12 protein-coding genes are annotated in these 18,114 nt (G+C 46.4%); 11 read left to right on the top strand and 1 reads right to left on the bottom strand.

All coding sequences use genetic code 11. The annotated features are described in order from the left end of the window. Position 1 precedes the first annotated feature (1 nt). The 10 genes from sdhA (at position 2) to KO518_RS14285 (ending at position 15,141) form a co-directional block, all read left to right on the top strand. Positions 2-1,774 carry a succinate dehydrogenase flavoprotein subunit gene (gene sdhA / locus KO518_RS14330; RefSeq protein ID WP_216026480.1) on the top strand — a complete coding sequence of 591 codons (1,773 nt, stop codon included), beginning with the start codon at positions 2-4 and terminating at the stop codon, positions 1,772-1,774. 14 nt (positions 1,775-1,788) lie between these two features. Then, on the top strand, positions 1,789-2,499 hold the full coding sequence (locus KO518_RS14325) for a succinate dehydrogenase iron-sulfur subunit (RefSeq protein WP_216026479.1): 711 nt from the start codon (positions 1,789-1,791) through the stop codon (positions 2,497-2,499). Positions 2,500-2,672: 173 nt separating this feature from the next. After that, positions 2,673-5,495 (top strand): 2-oxoglutarate dehydrogenase E1 component, encoded by a 2,823-nt coding sequence (locus tag KO518_RS14320; RefSeq protein WP_216026478.1) that lies wholly within the window; start codon positions 2,673-2,675, stop codon positions 5,493-5,495. 10 nt (positions 5,496-5,505) lie between these two features. Then, complete coding sequence (gene odhB / locus KO518_RS14315; RefSeq protein WP_216026477.1) at positions 5,506-7,002, top strand: 2-oxoglutarate dehydrogenase complex dihydrolipoyllysine-residue succinyltransferase; 1,497 nt, start codon at positions 5,506-5,508, stop codon at positions 7,000-7,002. A gap of 142 nt (positions 7,003-7,144) precedes the next feature. Then, positions 7,145-8,311, top strand: a complete 1,167-nt coding sequence (gene sucC / locus KO518_RS14310; protein WP_216026476.1) for an ADP-forming succinate--CoA ligase subunit beta — start codon at positions 7,145-7,147, stop codon at positions 8,309-8,311. Then, entirely contained in the window at positions 8,311-9,183 is an 873-nt protein-coding gene (sucD, locus tag KO518_RS14305) for a succinate--CoA ligase subunit alpha (RefSeq protein WP_216026475.1), read from the top strand. The genes sucC and sucD overlap by 1 nt, the downstream gene beginning before the upstream one ends. A gap of 126 nt (positions 9,184-9,309) precedes the next feature. Next, a complete protein-coding gene (locus KO518_RS14300; RefSeq protein ID WP_371742334.1) occupies positions 9,310-9,816 on the top strand; it encodes an RNA methyltransferase in 507 nt (168 codons plus the stop codon). Positions 9,817-10,477: 661 nt separating this feature from the next. After that, positions 10,478-11,308 carry a PEP-CTERM/exosortase system-associated acyltransferase gene (locus KO518_RS14295; protein ID WP_216026473.1) on the top strand — a complete coding sequence of 277 codons (831 nt, stop codon included), beginning with the start codon at positions 10,478-10,480 and terminating at the stop codon, positions 11,306-11,308. A gap of 669 nt (positions 11,309-11,977) precedes the next feature. Then, entirely contained in the window at positions 11,978-13,438 is a 1,461-nt protein-coding gene (locus KO518_RS14290; RefSeq protein ID WP_216026472.1) for an MFS transporter, read from the top strand. Next, positions 13,438-15,141 carry an alpha-amylase family glycosyl hydrolase gene (locus tag KO518_RS14285; RefSeq protein WP_252736127.1) on the top strand — a complete coding sequence of 568 codons (1,704 nt, stop codon included), beginning with the start codon at positions 13,438-13,440 and terminating at the stop codon, positions 15,139-15,141. Before KO518_RS14290 ends, KO518_RS14285 begins: the two co-directional genes overlap by 1 nt. Positions 15,142-15,173: 32 nt before the next feature. Here KO518_RS14285 and KO518_RS14280 read toward each other — a convergent pair whose 3' ends face one another. Beyond that, positions 15,174-16,214, bottom strand: a complete 1,041-nt coding sequence (locus KO518_RS14280; protein ID WP_216026471.1) for a LacI family DNA-binding transcriptional regulator — start codon at positions 16,212-16,214, stop codon at positions 15,174-15,176. Between the two features lie 216 nt (positions 16,215-16,430). Between KO518_RS14280 and glnS the strand changes: the two genes are divergently transcribed. Further along, positions 16,431-18,098 (top strand): glutamine--tRNA ligase, encoded by a 1,668-nt coding sequence (gene glnS, locus KO518_RS14275; RefSeq protein ID WP_216026470.1) that lies wholly within the window; start codon positions 16,431-16,433, stop codon positions 18,096-18,098. Positions 18,099-18,114: the final 16 nt, after the last annotated feature.

Genomic DNA, 18,114 nt, shown 5'->3' with positions numbered 1-18,114 from the left:
TATGAGTCTACCAGTACATGAATTTGACGCTGTAGTTATTGGCGCCGGCGGTGCAGGTATGCGTGCTGCACTACAAATATCTCAGTCGGGCAAGTCCTGCGCGCTGTTATCCAAAGTATTTCCTACACGCTCTCATACTGTGTCAGCACAGGGCGGTATTACTGTGGCACTGGGCAATTCCCATGAAGATAACTGGGAATGGCATATGTATGACACTGTGAAGGGTTCTGATTACATTGGCGATCAGGATGCTATCGAATATATGTGTAAAACCGGCCCTGAAGCCATCATTGAAATGGAAAACATGGGGTTGCCTTTTTCTCGGTTTGAGAACGGTAAAATTTACCAACGTCCATTTGGTGGACAGTCCAGAAACTTCGGTGGAGAGCAGGGGGCACGCACAGCTGCAGCTGCAGACCGAACGGGTCACGCGTTGTTGCACCTGCTCTATCAGCAAAATGTAAAAAATAAAACCAAAGTGTTCTCAGAGTGGTACGCACTGGATTTAGTGAAAAACCAGGATGGCGATGTTGTGGGTTGTACAGCCATTGATATCGAAACTGGTGAAGTAGTTTATTTCAAATCCCGTGCTGTGGTTTTGGCGACGGGTGGAGCAGGACGTATTTTTGCTTCTACCACCAATGCACACATCAACACTGGTGACGGTGTTGGCATGGCACTGCGAGCAGGTGTGGCGGTTCAAGATATGGAAATGTGGCAGTTCCACCCAACGGGTATCGCAGGAGCGGGTACGTTGGTCACAGAAGGCTGTCGTGGTGAAGGGGGTTACCTCCTGAACAAAGACGGTGAACGTTTTATGGAACGGTACGCCCCCAATGCTAAAGATTTAGCCGGTCGTGATGTCGTCGCCCGTTCGATGATGACGGAGATTCGCGAAGGCAGAGGATGTGAAGGCCCCTGGGGTACACACATTAAGTTGAAGCTCGATCACTTAGGTAAAGAAGTACTAGAATCTCGTTTACCTGGTATTCTGGAGCTTTCCCGTACATTTGCTCACGTTGATCCGGTCAAAGAACCGATTCCGGTTATTCCGACTTGCCATTACATGATGGGCGGTATTCCTACGAATGTGGATGGTCAGTGTCTAACCGTTGATGAAAACGGTAATGACAAAGTGGTTAACGGATTATTCGCCTGCGGTGAAATCGCCTGCGTATCTGTGCACGGCGCGAATCGTCTTGGCGGTAACTCATTGCTTGACCTGGTGGTATTTGGTCGTGCTACAGGGCTTCATCTCGGCGAAAAACTGTCTGAGGTTGCGCCGACAAGAGACGCGTCTGAATCAGACCTCGATGCAGCAATGTCGCGCTTTAATCGCTGGGAGAGTTCAGAGAAAGGCAAGGGTGAAGACCCGGTTCAAATTAAGAAAGATTTGCAAGAATGCATGCAGCTTAACTTCTCGGTATTCCGTGAAGGCGATGCTATGGCTGAAGGCCTTGAGCAACTTAAAGAAATCAGAGAGCGTCTCAAACATGCTCGCCTCGATGACAAGAGTGCTGACTTCAACACCCAACGCATTGAGTGCTTGGAGCTGGACAACCTTATGGAGACCGCTTTCAGTACAGCAGTGGCTGCGAATTTCCGTACTGAAAGCCGTGGTGCGCACAGTCGTTTCGACTTCCCTGATCGCGATGATGAGAACTGGTTATGTCACAGTATCTACAATCCGGCCACAGAAAGTATGTTGAAACGCGACGTCAATATGGCGCCGAAGTTACGGGAAGCATTCCCGCCTAAAGTGCGTTCGTATTAAGAGAGGCAAGTATCATGCAATTAAATTTTTCAGTATATCGTTACAACCCCGAGGTTGATGACGCGCCTAAAATGCAAGACTATACGCTGGAAGTAGAAGAAGGGCGGGATATGATGGTGCTGGATGCATTGCTCCAGTTGAAAGAGCAGGACCCGACCTTGTCTTTCCGTCGTTCTTGCCGGGAAGGGGTATGTGGCTCTGACGGTATGAACATGAACGGCAAAAACGGTTTGGCGTGTATTACGCCGCTGTCTGCACTGGGCAAAGGTAAAATTGTTATTAGACCGCTGCCCGGTTTACCGGTAGTGCGCGATCTAGTCGTAGACATGACGCAGTTCTACAACCAGTATGAAAAAATCAAGCCGTTTCTCATCAATGACAGTAAGCAACCGCCAGCTCGTGAACACTTGCAGTCACCAGAAGATCGCGCCAAGTTGGATGGTCTTTACGAATGTATATTGTGCGCGTGTTGTTCAACGTCTTGTCCATCGTTCTGGTGGAATCCTGATAAGTTCATTGGACCTGCGGGTCTGTTACACGCCTATCGCTTTCTTATCGATAGCCGTGATACAGCAACCGAAGAGCGACTTAACGACCTTGATGATGCATTCAGCGTCTTCCGCTGCCACGGTATCATGAACTGTGTCAGTGTTTGTCCTAAGGGACTAAACCCAACAAAAGCGATTGGACAGATTAAGTCTATGCTTTTACAACGGGCTGTTTAGTACAAATTTCTGACTCTTTTTAAGAGGCATAGATTGTATTTCACTGAATGGCCATCCGTTAGGGGTGGCTATTTTTTTATATATACGGCATAAACGGTTGGTTCTTATGAAAATAACCGCCATAATATAACTCCGTATTTAAAAGTTTTTCCTAAACGTAGCAAGGCACAATAATGCAAGAAAGCGTGATGAAAGCGTGGTGGGATTCCTCGCATATGGCGGGCGCCAACGCTGCCTATGTGGAAGAGCTGTACGAAATGTACATCGACGATCCACAAAGCGTTTCTGATTCTTGGCGACAGGTCTTCGACACCCTACCGAAGGTCGATGGCGTTGAATTGGAAACAAACCATACGTCAATTAAGAACCAATTCAGGCAGTTAGCGGCTCTTGGTCCAACTGCAAGGATGGCGTCAGGTGTATCAAAAGAGGGCGGTTCGCCGTCTGATGAGCGCCAGGTAAAGGTATTGCAACTCATTAATGCTTACCGTTTCCGTGGCCACCAGAATGCCAATCTTGATCCTCTTGGCTTGTGGAAGCAGCCAAAGGCACGGGATTTGGATCTTTCACACCACAGCTTGACTGATGCTGACCTCGATGTGAACTTTAACGTGGGCTCATATGCCATCGGTAAAGATACTATGTCACTGGGAGAGCTCTACAAGTCACTAAATCGCACATATTGTGGTTCAGTGGGTGCAGAATATATGCATATCACTGACACGGAGCAAAAGCGCTGGCTGCAACAGCGCATTGAATCCGTAGAAGCACGGCCTCAGATCTCGAAAGAGCAGAAAATTGCCATTCTCAAAGGCCTTACTGCTGCTGATGGCATGGAGAAATACCTGGGCGCCAAGTTCCCGGGTGCAAAGCGATTTTCTCTTGAAGGTGGTGACGCACTAATTCCAATGCTAAAAGGTTTAATCACCGAAGCGGGTACTGCAGGCACCAAAGAAGTTGTTATTGGTATGGCACACCGTGGTCGTCTTAATGTGCTTGTTAATGTTTTGGGAAAAAATCCGTCAGTGCTGTTTGATGAGTTTTCCGGTAAGCACGACAATTCACTGGGATCCGGTGACGTAAAATATCACGCGGGCTTTTCTTCCGATTTTGCTACTCCGGGTGGCAATGTTCACTTGGCGCTTGCGTTTAACCCTTCCCACCTTGAGATTGTTAATCCAGTAGTCATGGGCTCCGTACGCGCGCGTATTGACCGCCGTAACGATGATTTTGGAAAAGTGTTACCCATTACTATTCACGGCGATTCTGCCATTGCGGGTCAGGGTGTAGTTCAAGAAACGTTTAACATGTCCCAAACCCGTGGTTTCGCTGTGGGTGGTACGGTGCGTATTGTGATTAACAACCAGGTTGGTTTTACGACCTCCAAAACTGAAGATACCCGTTCTACGCAATACTGTACTGATATTGCGAAGATGGTTCAGGCACCTATCTTCCACGTTAATTCCGATGACCCGGAAGCCGTCTTGTTTGTTACCAACCTTGCCCTTGAGTATCGCAATAAGTTTAAAAAAGATGTTGTGATTGACCTGGTGTGTTATCGCCGTCATGGTCACAATGAATCTGACGAACCAAATGCAACTCAGCCTTTGATGTATCAAAAAATTAAAAAGCACCCAGTTCCGCGTCAGATTTATGCAGACCAATTAGTTGCCGAAGGGTCAATTGAACAACGCGACGCTGACAAGATGCTTGAAGAGTATCGGTCGGCTCTTGATCACGGCGCTTGTGTGGTGGAAGAATGGCGTCCAATGACTGAGCACTCCGTTGACTGGACTCCATACATTGGCCACGATTGGGATGTGCCTTACGACGGTAGTATCTCGGTTGAAAAGCTCAAGGCGCTGGGTGAAGCAATAAGCAGCTACCCGGAAGAGTTCAAATTGCACTCCCGTGTGAATAAGGTCTATCAGGATCGCAAAGCCATGGCCGCCGGTGAAAAACCGCTGGATTGGGGTATGGCTGAAAACCTTGCCTATGCGTCTATTGTCGACGGCGGTCACAATATTCGAATGACTGGGCAGGACTCTGGTCGTGGTACTTTTTTCCACCGTCACGCGGTATTGCACAACCAAACTGACGCCAATACCTTTATGCCGTTGCAAAATATTCGTGACGGACAAGGTGAAATAGAAATATACGATTCCGTTTTGTCAGAAGAAGCTGTGATGGCATTTGAATATGGCTTCGCTACCGCGGAGCCAAGTTGTCTGACAATTTGGGAAGCGCAGTTTGGTGATTTTGCCAACGGAGCACAGGTAGTATTCGACCAGTTCCTCAGTTCTGGTGAAGCAAAATGGGGTCGCCTGTGTGGCCTTACTGTGTTGTTGCCGCACGGATATGAAGGTCAAGGCCCTGAGCACAGTTCAGCTCGTCTTGAACGCTTCTTGCAAATGTGTGCTGACCACAACTGGCAAGTGTGCGTACCGTCAACACCTGCACAGGTATTCAACATGATTCGCCGTCAGGTGATTCGCCCCATGCGCAAACCCTTGATCGTGATGTCACCGAAATCACTTCTGCGTCACCCGCTAGCGGTTTCTTCGCTGGAAGATCTGTCTGAAGGTGTGTTTAAGAATGTGATTGGTGAAATCGACGATTTAGATGCAGCTAAAGTGAAGCGTGTAGTGATGTGTTCCGGCAAGGTATACTACGACTTGCTCGACCAACGCCGTAAGAATGAACAGGATGACGTTGCTATTATCCGCCTCGAACAACTGTATCCCTTCCCACAGGAAGAATGTGCCAAAATTGTAGCGCAATACAGCCACGTGAAGGATTGGGTATGGTGCCAGGAAGAGCCACAAAACCAAGGCGCTTGGTACAACAGTCAGCATCACTTTTGGCAAGCCATTCCCGATGGCGCAAAATTATCATATGCGGGGCGTGAAGCGTCGGCTTCTCCTGCTGTAGGCTATTTATCCGTACACAACCAGCAACAGAAAGCACTGGTTGAAGACGCACTCACGATTAAATAAAGGAACAGAGATGACCATTGAGATAAAAGTTCCGGTTCTGCCCGAATCAGTTGCCGATGCCACTATTGCAACTTGGCATGTTAAGGCCGGTGACACTGTAAAACGCGATCAAAACCTTGTAGATATTGAAACTGACAAGGTTGTACTTGAAGTTGTCGCACCTGCAGATGGTGTAATCGGTGAGATTCTAAATGAAGAAGGCGCCACCGTACTGGGTGAACAGGTTATTGCAAAATTGAACGATGGCGATGTCGCGCCAGCAGCGGGAAAACCTGCGGACAAACCCGCTGAATCAAAAGCAGATGCTCCTGCCGCCGCGTCTGGCAAAATCAGCGAAGTAAAAGTGCCGGTATTACCAGAATCTGTTGCTGATGCAACAATTGCTACATGGCATGTTGCTGTGGGTGAGGCGGTAAGTCGCGATCAAAACCTTGTCGATATCGAAACAGATAAAGTTGTGCTTGAAGTTGTGGCTCCTGCAGATGGCTCTCTGTCCGAAATCCTGGCTGAAGAAGGTGCCACTGTCACCGCAGAAGAAGTCATTGCAAAATTCGTCGAAGGCGCGTCAAGCTCTGCATCTGCCGCGCCAGCCACGGTGTCTGAAGACAGCGATGACAGCGATGCACTTAGCCCTTCTGTACGTCGCCTGCTGGCAGAAAAAGGTGTAGATGCATCTAAAGTGAAAGGTTCAGGTAAAAACGGTCGCATAACCAAAGAAGACGTTGAGCAATATCTCAAGAGTGGTAGTGACGCCAAGCCGGCTTCAGCTGCGAAGCCCCAGGCAGACGCTAACCTGCCTGCAGGTGAGCGTACTGAAAAACGCGTTCCTATGACACGCCTGCGCAAAACCATCGCAAACCGCCTGCTTGAAGCTAAAAATTCAACCGCCATGTTGACCACGTTTAACGAAGTTAACATGAAGCCAATCATGGATCTGCGCAAGCAATATCAGGACAGTTTTGAAAAACGTCACGGTATTCGTCTTGGCTTCATGTCTTTTTACGTGAAGGCCGTTACTGAAGCATTGAAACGCTTCCCAGAAGTGAACGCTTCTATTGATGGTGATGACATTTGTTATCACAACTATTTCGACATCTCTATTGCAGTATCTACCCCTCGTGGTTTGGTTACTCCAGTTCTTAAAGATACGGATAACCTGGGCATGGCAGGTATCGAAAAAGGCATTAAAGAACTCGCACTCAAGGGGCGTGATGGCAAATTGTCCATGGCGGAACTTCAGGGTGGGAACTTCACTATCACCAACGGTGGTGTGTTTGGTTCATTGATGTCTACGCCTATCATCAACCCACCACAAAGTGCTATTCTCGGCATGCACAAAATCCAGGATCGGCCTATGGCGGTAAATGGAAAAGTAGAAATTCTTCCTATGATGTACCTAGCCCTCTCCTATGACCATCGGATTGTTGATGGCAAAGAATCAGTTGGCTTCTTGGTGACCGTGAAGGAAATGTTGGAAGACCCAACACGTCTGTTATTGGACGTTTAAGCTTTTTTGTAATTGTGTGCAGGTAAACACTCATTGCGACTGTTTACCTGTGCACCTGGTCAGTCTTTAAGTAAACAAGGCTGATATATTAATCAAGTCGCGTGTGCGGCTTTTGTCTTACTAAAAATCGGATAGAAACACCATGAATTTGCATGAATACCAAGGTAAGCAGCTATTCAAAGAATACGGCTTGCCAGTTTCTGAAGGATACGCATCAGATACACCCGAAGGTGCAGTAGAAGCAGCCGATCGCATCGGCGGTGATGAGTGGGTAGTAAAATGTCAGGTACATGCTGGCGGTCGCGGTAAAGCGGGCGGCGTTAAGCTTGTAAAAGACAAAGAAGACATTCGTGCTTTTGCTGAAAAATGGCTGGGCAAAAATTTGGTGACTTTCCAGACTGACGAAAAAGGTCAGCCTGTTAGCAAGATCTTGGTTGAATCTTGCACTGATATCGCGAATGAATTGTACTTAGGTGCAGTTGTTGATCGCGGTACCCGTCGCGTTGTTTTCATGGCATCTACAGAAGGTGGTGTTGAAATTGAAACTGTCGCTGAGGAAACGCCTGAAAAAATCCTGAAAGCTGAAATTGACCCTATTGTTGGTCCTCAGCCTTATCAAGCTCGTGAAATGGCATTTAAACTGGGTCTGGAAGGTGTTCAAGTTAAGCAGTTCACTCAGATTTTCCTCGGTTTAGCGAAGATGTTTGAAGACTTGGATCTCGCGCTTATTGAAATTAACCCGCTGGTTATCAAAACAGATGGCAACCTGCACTGCCTTGACGCCAAATTAGGCGTAGACGGCAACGCACTGTATCGTCAGAAGAAAGTTAAAGAGATGCACGATCCTTCGCAGGAAGATGCCCGTGAAGCACACGCTGCCTCTTTCGAGCTAAACTACGTTGCTCTTGACGGTAACGTTGGCTGTATGGTTAACGGTGCAGGTCTGGCTATGGGTACCATGGACATTGTAAACCTGCATGGCGGTAAACCTGCAAACTTCCTCGATGTTGGTGGTGGTGCGACTAAAGAGCGCGTTGCAGAAGCGTTCAAAATCATTCTGTCTGACAGTAATGTAAAAGCAGTATTGGTTAATATCTTTGGCGGTATCGTACGCTGTGACATGATCGCAGAAGGTATTATCGGCGCGGTTAAGGAAGTGGGTGTAGAAGTGCCAGTGGTTGTTCGCCTTGAAGGTACAAATGCTGGGCTGGGCCGCGAAGTACTCGCTAATTCTGGTCTGGATATCATTGCTGCTGAATCTCTGACTGATGCAGCGCAGAAAGTGGTTGCTGCTGCGGAGGGCAAATAATGTCAGTTTTAATCAATAAAGACACAAAAGTTATCTGCCAGGGTTTCACTGGTGGTCAGGGTACCTTTCACTCTGAACAAGCGATTGCCTACGGTACTCAAATGGTTGGCGGTGTAACGCCAGGCAAAGGCGGTACAGAACACCTTGGTTTACCCGTTTTTAACACCGTTCGCGAAGCCGTAGAAACAACAGGCGCTACTGCCTCTGTAATCTATGTTCCTGCTCCGTTCTGTAAAGATTCTATCGTTGAAGCAGTCGATGCTGGCATTGAACTCGTTGTTTGTATCACCGAAGGTATTCCTACATTGGATATGCTTTACGTGAAAGAATACGTGAACGCCAAAGGCGCCCGTATGATTGGCCCTAACTGCCCGGGTGTGATTACGCCTGGAGAGTGTAAAATTGGTATTATGCCTGGCCACATTCACAAGCCGGGTAAAGTTGGTATTGTGTCACGTTCTGGTACGCTTACATACGAAGCGGTTAAACAAACCACTGACGAAGGTTTCGGCCAGTCTACTTGTGTTGGTATTGGTGGTGATCCTATCCCAGGTTCTAACTTTATTGACATCCTGAAAATGTTCCAGGACGACCCTCAAACTGAAGCCATCGTAATGATTGGTGAAATAGGTGGTACTGCCGAAGAAGAAGCGGCTGCGTTCATCAAAGAAAACGTAACCAAGCCTGTTGTTTCTTACATTGCAGGTGTTACAGCACCTCCTGGTAAGCGTATGGGTCACGCCGGTGCAATTATCGCAGGTGGTAAAGGTACTGCTGACGATAAATTTGCTGCGCTGGAAGCCGCAGGTGTTAAAACAGTGCGTTCTCTGGCTGATATCGGCAAAGCACTGCGCGAACAAACAGGTTGGTAATTTCTCCTGATTAATAAAAAGCCCGCATTGATGCGGGCTTTTTTTTGCTTATAGCCTTTGTATCCAAGTGTATTGGCGACACAACGCTAATTTGCCATAATGTCCGTTTTTTATAAGGGGCCTTGTGTGAAAGAACGGGTGAGTGTTGGGTTAGTAAACCCAAAAAACGCGGGTAACGTGGCGAGTGTATTGCGCGCAGTAGGGTGTTTTAATGCGTCAAGTGTGTTCTATACCGGTCAACGGTATAATCATGCAAAAGATTTCCATGCCGACACCAAAGCCATGCATAAAATCATTCCAACGGTAAGTGTAGAAAATTTGCGCCATGTGCGACCACAAGGTGCTCGTGTGGTGGTGGTTGAACTTGTTGAAAATGCTATTCCATTACCTGATTACACTCATTGTGAAAATTCCTTTTACATTTTCGGCCCCGAAGACGGTTCGGTGCCCGCAGATGTACTGTCTTGGGCTGATGATGTCATATACATACCAACTAAAGGTTGTTTAAATTTAGCCGCTACGGTGAATGTTGTTTTGTATGATCGCCTGTCAAAGGGTGAATTCGAGCGGGGTAATGCACTGATAAAAGGTTCGAGAGACACCAATAATCGAGCGAAAGTGACTGGAAAGTGAGTATTCTTTTCAAATAACAACAGTGTCGCAACTTGGGTACGCTTTACTTTTGTTTAAGACTGGAGTGTCAGAATATTTTACGATCTTAGTCTGGGATCGCCCCCCGTGTTTTGAACAGGAAAATTATCTCACCTTAAAAACATCTGGACAGACCAGATGTGCCTACTAGCCAAACACACAATACACTGTTGTGTAACATTACTTAATGTGTCTTACTAAACTCACAAAGCACAATTAAAACAGAAGTTTAATCGTCTTTATTATTCTATCAACTTAAATATTTTTCCTTTATAACGACAACATAATTTAAAGGATCACATTTAAAAAAGTGTACAAGTAAACTTTTGTCGAACATCTTGTGAAAGTGGTCTAATAATTGATAGGTATATGTTGTAATAATAAACGCGTATAAAAGAGTTCTTGAATCGCAATCTGCGTGAAGTTTCGTTTTTGGTTCGCAGATCCCATTTCTGTCTAACTTCAATCGTTCTCACTTGCTTAAACCTGGCGCTCAGGTGGTTAGATTGCGACTGTTTGCAGTGGAAGCATATAAATTAGACTCTAAAAAAACAAAACTATTTGAAAATCGTTGGGAGTCAAAGTGAAACGTCGCTTGTTAAACGCTTTTAAAAAAGTGCATCAAGTTCCGGGGGTCAAACAGATGGTTAGACCGTTGGTTCGCCGACAGATGAATAAAGCTATTGATGCCGCTGCCGCACATTTTTTTGAACACTTTACCCTGGTAGTTGCCAGAGATGAAAAAGAACAAAGGACATGTTTTAAAACCCGTCATCAGGTGTATTGTGAGGAGATGGGGTATGAAGAAGTTCGCCAAACCAAAATGGAATTTGATGAGTTTGATGAATACGCTATCAGTTGTTATATCAAACACAAAGCTTCTGGTGATTGCGCGGGGACGATTCGGGTGGTAATGCCACAACACAATGGGCAAATGCTGCCAATTGAGCAAAATTGTCCGGACGCGATTCGCATTGATGAAAATAGCCCTAAACGCTACGCCCGCCACGCAGTTTGTGAAATATCTCGATTAGCGATCCCCAAACGCTTTCGACGCCGACAGTCTGATAGAAATCTTTCTCCGGTGACAGGTAAGGCGTTGGACAAGAGCTTTAACAGAAAAAACCGAAGCAGGAACTTTCCTTATCTTACGCTAGCACTGTACTTTTTTGCTGCTACCATTTGTGTACTCAGGGATGTAGAAAACGTTTACGTAATGATGGAACCCAAACTTGCCAGAAGTCTCCGAATGCTGGGTATTGAGTTTAACCAGATCGGCGGTGTTATCGAGTATCACGGTGAGCGAGCCGCTTATCGCTTGTCACCTGAAGAGTTCTTCCAGCAGATTTCCCCATCACTTCATCGTTTTTATCATAAAATTGCCAAGGAACTCGAAGCAATTCCGAACTTCGGATCGTTTCGTCCCAAGCCTTCTTCACTTGTTTCAAAAGATCAGAAGACCCGCGCAGCATAACGCTGTAATCGATATGTGTGTTGTTTCTTAAACCCGAGCCTGTATGCTCGGGTTTTTACTTGGCGAGTGAAGGGCGCCCTGACACAAACACAATTTTGTGGCATCTCCTCTGCGCAGTACATGCGTTCAGCATAATGTTGACCTAGTTTGCGCTTTGCACGGTGGTTGGGCAAAGATTAGCCTAAAAGTGTCAGTAATTTTTACACATATAAAATTGTGTCTGTAACTTGGGTTATTCTCAAAGAATTAGTGACTGCGATGCAATGGGTATCGGGCAATAATCTTAAAAATCTACTGGTTTGCAAAACTTTAGTGCAGCTGTGACACAATGACAGTGCAAAAAAATTGTACGTGCTTTACTAGCTAATCTTACTGCGACGTAAGAGAAGTCGAGTACTGTAACCAACGTCAATTAAATTGAGCTTTACTTGCCTATCACAGAGATCGTTGTGGTATCCGCGCTATTAGCCTGCTGTCATTTTGAGTCTGCTAACGTGAATACGTATGCAGGGGATTGGCTAAAGGAAGGCCAGTGAGTACTATGCAAGATAATTAACGTAATGTTAACAGTTGCGGTATGGCAACGATAGGAAGCTGCCGCTAAATCATGTTGTAATACACAAAACAACGTATTCATCCTAATTCATAGAAAAATAACAAGAGACATTTATGCAACAATCCCAGCCCAAGCTTCAGTTTTGGCAAATCTGGAATGTCAGTTTTGGTTTTCTCGGTGTCCAGTTTGGTTTTGCACTACAAAATGCGAATGTCAGTAGGATCCTGTCGGATCTCGGCGCAGATTTACACTCACTGTCTCTGTTTTGGTTAGTTGCACCAATTATGGGGCTAATCATTCAGCCTATTGTTGGATCTGCATCGGACAGAACATGGAATCGATTTGGACGCCGTCGCCCGTTTATACTTGTTGGCGCTATTGCTGCTGCATTGGGTATGTTACTTATGCCCAATGCGCCCTTATTCGTTACTGTAATGGCCCCAATGGTGTTTGGTGCTGTGATGCTGGCATTGATGGATGCCTCGTTCAATGTATGTTTTCAGCCTTTCCGTTCGCTGGTGTCTGATATGGTTCCGGCTTCCCAGCGCAATATTGGCTATGGTGTTCAGTCGTTCCTCATTAATATTGGCGCCGTGATTGGCTCATTGCTGCCGTTTGTTCTGACCAACGTAGTTGGGCTCGACAATACAGCTTCCTTAGGGGAAGTTGCGCCATCAGTGGTGTGGGCATTCTATCTTGGTGCCACGGTGTTATTAGGTTCAGTCATGTGGACAGTGTTGAGAACGAAAGAGTATGCTCCCGGGGACTATGCTCGCTATAAGGGGCTGGAAACAGAGTCAATAACCGAAGCAAAGTCTCAGAAACAAGGCGTTTTGGCACTGTTACTGGCAATGCCTAGCACTATGAAACAACTTGCTGTTGTACAGTTTTTCTCGTGGTTTGCCCTGTACATAATGTGGGTCTATACCATGCCAGCTATTGCTCAGCATATCTGGGGTATAGAAAAACAATGGTTCGATCCAGATTACATTGCTCTGGTCGGCGATGTGCCTGCTAATATCACTGCAGCAAAAGGGGCTGCCGGTGATTGGGTGGGGATTTTGTTTGCGGCTTACAGCGTCTTCGCTGCCATTTTTTCTATTTTTCTCGCTCGCCTTGCTGATGTGTTTGGCCGCAAAGCTGTTTACGCTTCTTCATTAGTGTTTGGTGGCGTGGGCTACATAAGTTTTCTGATTTTACAAGATTTTGAACAAGTGCATGTCAATCTGCTTATCACAGAAATTACAGTACCGCAGGGAGCGGTAAACCTCATATTCCCCATGATGGGTGTAGGCATAGCCTGGGCTGCTATTCTGGCATTGCCGTATGCCATGCTTGCCGGCGCCTTGCCTGCCTCGAAAACCGGTGTTTACATGGGAATATTCAATTTTACTGTTGCCGTTCCTCAAATTATTGCAGGTGTTAGCGCTGGCTGGATAGTGAGTTCACTGTTTGCTAACGACGCGATAAAAATTATTCTGGTAGCGGGTATTTCAATGCTCTGTGGAGCTATTGCCGTGGCGTTTGTAAAAGAAGAGCCATCGGTAATTTCTAGCCCGAAAAAGGAGGCCTGATGATGCATGCTATATCGCGCTCTGCTACTTCAATTCTGTTAGTTTCTTTGGCAATAAGTGGATGTGAGCCTACGACGCCACTTTCGTCGATGCCTTCTGATGAAAGTGAACAGCTTGTTCTGATTGAAGGCACCAGTGAGCCTTTTACCAGAGAAGCCGTGTACTTTGTTATGACAGACCGTTTTGTAGACGGTGATAAAAGCAATAACTATGAAAACCAAGGCGCAGAACATCCAACGTGGCGATTGCCACTTCACGGGCCAGATGGGCAGACCGCTTTTGTGGGATATATGGGGGGTGATCTCAAGGGTATTGTAAATAACATCGACTATATCAAAGATATGGGCTTTTCTGCTATTTGGACTACTCCTGTCGTGGACAATCCTGATCAGGCATTTACTGGCAGCGAACCCATTGGATTTGGGGGACAATTTAAAGATGGCGGCAAAAGCGGTTATCACGGTTATTGGGCGACAAATTTCTATCAGCCAGATGAACATTTAGTGAGTGTTGATCTCACTGTGAAAGATTATACTGACGCTCTGCATAAGGCGGGTATGAAAGCGGTATTCGATATTGTCGCTAATCACGGGTCTCTAAGTTTTTCTATGCCTGCTGACCAGCCCGGATTTGGTGAGATCTATGATAAAGATGGCAAGCTCGTGGCAGACCACAATAACTTACATCCAACAGCGCTGGATACGTCAGAACCTTTACAGGCATTCTTTCATCCATTTCCGGACCTGGTTGAGCTTTCCAATCTCAATGAGGACAATCCGGACGTACAGGATTACCTTATAAACTCTTACTTGTATTGGATTGAACAGGGGGCAGATGCGTTTCGCATTGATACTATACGGCACGTGTCCCATCACTTTTGGCGCGTAATGTCCGATCGCATTCGTGCTGCCCATCCTGGATTCTACATGTTTGGCGAGAGTTTTCAGTACGATGCTAATTTTATTGCTCAGCATACGTTACCGAAAAATGGTGGAATAAGTGTGCTTGATTTCCCCATGCAGAAAGCCATGGTGTCTGTCTTCGGTAAAGATGACAAAGATTATGAGGCATTAGAAGAAACGTTGTTTTTAACCCATGGGCCATACAATAACCCCTATGATCTGGCTACTTTTTATGACAACCACGACATGCCGAGAATGGATGCAACTGACAATGGATTTATTGATGCGCATAACTGGCTTTTTACTACCAGGGGGATTCCGGTGGTATATCAGGGATCTGAAATTGGATTTATGCGTGGAACGGCGGAACACAGTGGCAATCGAAATTATCTGGGACAGGAAAATATTGATAAGGCCCCCGAACACGACATTTATCAGGCATTAAGGGCAATTGCGAGGGTTCGCCAGACAACCCCGGCCTTGCAAAGTGGGTTGCAATATATGCTTACGATAAAAGGGCATCGCGCAGCCTTTTATCGCGTATTACAAAATCACAAAGTACAACAAACAGCTCTCGTATTGTTAAACAAGGGGGATCAAGCAACTACCTTCACTATTGCTCAGCATGTGCAAGCAGGGCAGTGGGTTGAGCAACTCAGTGGGAACACTCTGACGATCTCTTCCCAAGATTCATTGGAGGCGACAGTTGCTCCTCATTCAGCGCAAGTTTGGGTTAGGGAAGGCGAGATAGACGACAAGGCATTCCTGTCAGCACTTATTAGACAAATGGAGTATCAATAGATATCGACACGGGGCTTTGTGCCCCGTTAACCCTACATCTTACCACGGATGTTGCAGCCACAAGATTGGCGAATAATCAGTTCCGCGGGCATGAGATAATCACTTACGGTTTGTTTGTTAATGGCCTTTAGCAGTGACTCTACTAATAATTCCCCTGCTAGACGGGTGTTTTGTTGGACCGTAGTCAGTGCCGGTGTTGTGTAGCCTGAAATAGTAATATTGTCGTACCCTGTTACGGCAATATCTTCGGGAACGAGGAGTTTTTCCTCACGTAAAGCTTGCAATACGCCAGTGGCAATGAGATCTGAGGCGCACACTACCACATCAGGATGGTGTTTTTCTGCCAGTAGTGTTTTCATGGCCTGGTAGCCAGCTTGCTCAGTGGAAATGGCATCCAGCTGCCTAAGGTGGCCATGCACAAGATTTGCTTCCTTTAGCGCCTGTTGGCAGCCTTGAAAGCGAGCATAAAATTCTGGAGCATGTCCGCCGGCGTCACCCACAAAGGCAAAACGTTTGTGACCAATGTCGATCAAATGTCGGGTGAGGTCGAAGCCGCCTTGAAAGTTGTCACAGCCAATTGAAATGCCCGGGTGCTCTGTATCGGGGGCTCCCCATCTTACAAAATGCGTCCCCTGTGCTTCCAGTTGTGCTAGTTTGTCACGGTATTCGGTGTAGTTGCCGTAACCGAGCAGTATAATACCGTCTGCTTTTTTAGAATCTTCGTATTCAGCGTGCCAGTCGTCTTCCAAATGTTGAAAGGACACTAATAAATCAAAGCCTGCTGCGGCGCATGCTCGGGTGATACTTCCCAACATATTCAGGAAAAACGGGTTGATCATTGAGTCATCTGATGTGGGATCTTCGAATAAAAGCAGGGCTATAGTATTGCTCTTTTGTTTACGCAGATTGCTGGCGTTCTTGTCAACTTTGTAATTGAGTTCACGGGCAATTCGCTGTACTTTTTCCCGAGTTTCAAGATTGACCAATGGACTGTTATTCAATGCCCGGGACACGGTAGATTGGGAAACACCAGCTATGTGCGCAATATCAAAGGATGTAGCTTTATCTTTCATTTCATCAACTTAAAGAAGCAGTGCAATAAACACTTTAGGTGTCAGAATAGCACAGTTTTATGTTTTAGCAGACAAGGGAAAACGGATAAATGTGATGAAAGCGGTTTCTTTATATTCAATTGATAAGGGCGAAGGCAATTAATCATAGTGGCTAAACCAGTCACGGGGTATAATGTGCCTTTGAGCAAAATTTTTAATTTTAAGGGGAATGTCAGAATGGCGGAGACGGAACATCATCCGACCAACTTTATCCGGCAAATCATCGAAAAAGATCTTGCAGCGGGTGTACACGACGCAATTAAGACGCGGTTTCCACCAGAGCCAAATGGTTTCCTGCACATTGGTCATGCCAAGTCTATTTGTCTGAACTTCGGCATTGCCCGTGATTATCAGGGAACGTGCAACCTGCGATTTGATGATACCAACCCAGTAAAAGAAGATATCGCGTATGTCAACGCAATCAAAGAAGATGTAAGCTGGCTTGGCTTTGACTGGGAGGGTGACGCCCGCTATTCGTCAGACTACTTTGATCAACTCCACGGATATGCGATGGAGCTGATTGATAAAGGTTTGGCCTATGTTGATTTTTCCGATCAAGAGACAATGCGCGAAATGCGCGGAACGCTCACCGAACCTGGAAAGAACAGTCCGTATCGCGATACATCTCCTGAAACAAACCGAGCTGAGTTTGAAAAAATGACAGCCGGTGAATACGCGGAAGGCGTATGTTCGCTCAGAGCGAAAATCGACATGGCTTCGCCATTTATGTGTTTGCGGGACCCTGTGATTTACCGGGTAAAATTTGCCCATCATCACCAAACGGGAGACAAATGGTGCGTTTACCCAATGTACGATTTTACCCACTGTATTTCTGACGCCATTGAAGGTATAACCCATTCATTGTGCACTCTTGAGTTTCAGGATAATCGCCGGTTGTATGATTGGGTCATTGAGAACATTTCCATAGCATGTACACCGCGTCAGTACGAATTCTCCAGATTGAACCTCGAATACACGGTATTGAGTAAACGCAGACTGATCCAACTGGTGGAAGAAGGTCACGTCGATGGTTGGGATGATCCGCGTATGCCCACTATAGCCGGGCTTCGCAGACGAGGTTATACCCCTGCCTCAGTGAGAGAGTTTTGTAAACGCATCGGTGTGACCAAAATGGACAACATGGTCGAAATGGGTATGCTGGAAGCTTGTATCCGTGATGATTTGAACGTAAATGCGCCACGAGCTATGGCAGTGCTAAACCCAGTTAGGCTCGTTATCGAAAACTATCCTGAGGGACAATCCGAGGAATTGATTGCGCCGAACCATCCCAATGACGCAAGTATGGGAGAACGTACTTTGCCATTTAGTGGTGAGGTGTGGATTGAAGCGGACGATTTCAGAGAGTCAGCAAATAAAAAGTTCAAACGTTTAGTTTTGGGTAAAGAAGTTCGCTTGAGAAATGCTTATGTTGTTAAGGCCGAACGAGTGGACAAAGATGCTGAAGGTAACATTACTACCATCTACTGTACCTATGACGCAGACACATTAGGTAAAGACCCCGCTGATGGCAGAAAGGTAAAAGGTGTGATTCACTGGGTAGATGCTAACGCTGGCGAAGCGGCACAATTTCGCTTGTACGACCGGTTATTTACGGTACCTAACCCGGCCGGTGAAGACAACTTTACTGACACTATTAATCCCGCGTCTTTGGAAGTCAAACACGGTTTTGTTGAGCCAAATCTTGACGTCAATCCTCAAGCAGGTGGATGGCAGTTCGAACGAACGGGATATTTCTGTCTGGATACCAGCGCAGGACCACAGAATAAGGTGTTCAATCGCACTGTTGGTTTGCGTGATACCTGGGCTAAAATGGGCGAGGCGTAACCGCCTCTAGCCTGGA

Origin of the sequence: Aestuariibacter sp. A3R04 (assembly GCF_018860805.1) — a bacterium.
Lineage (GTDB): Bacteria > Pseudomonadota > Gammaproteobacteria > Enterobacterales > Alteromonadaceae > Alteromonas.
The sequence above is the reverse complement of the archived record's forward strand: the minus strand, read 5'-3'. Positions and strand labels throughout refer to the sequence as shown.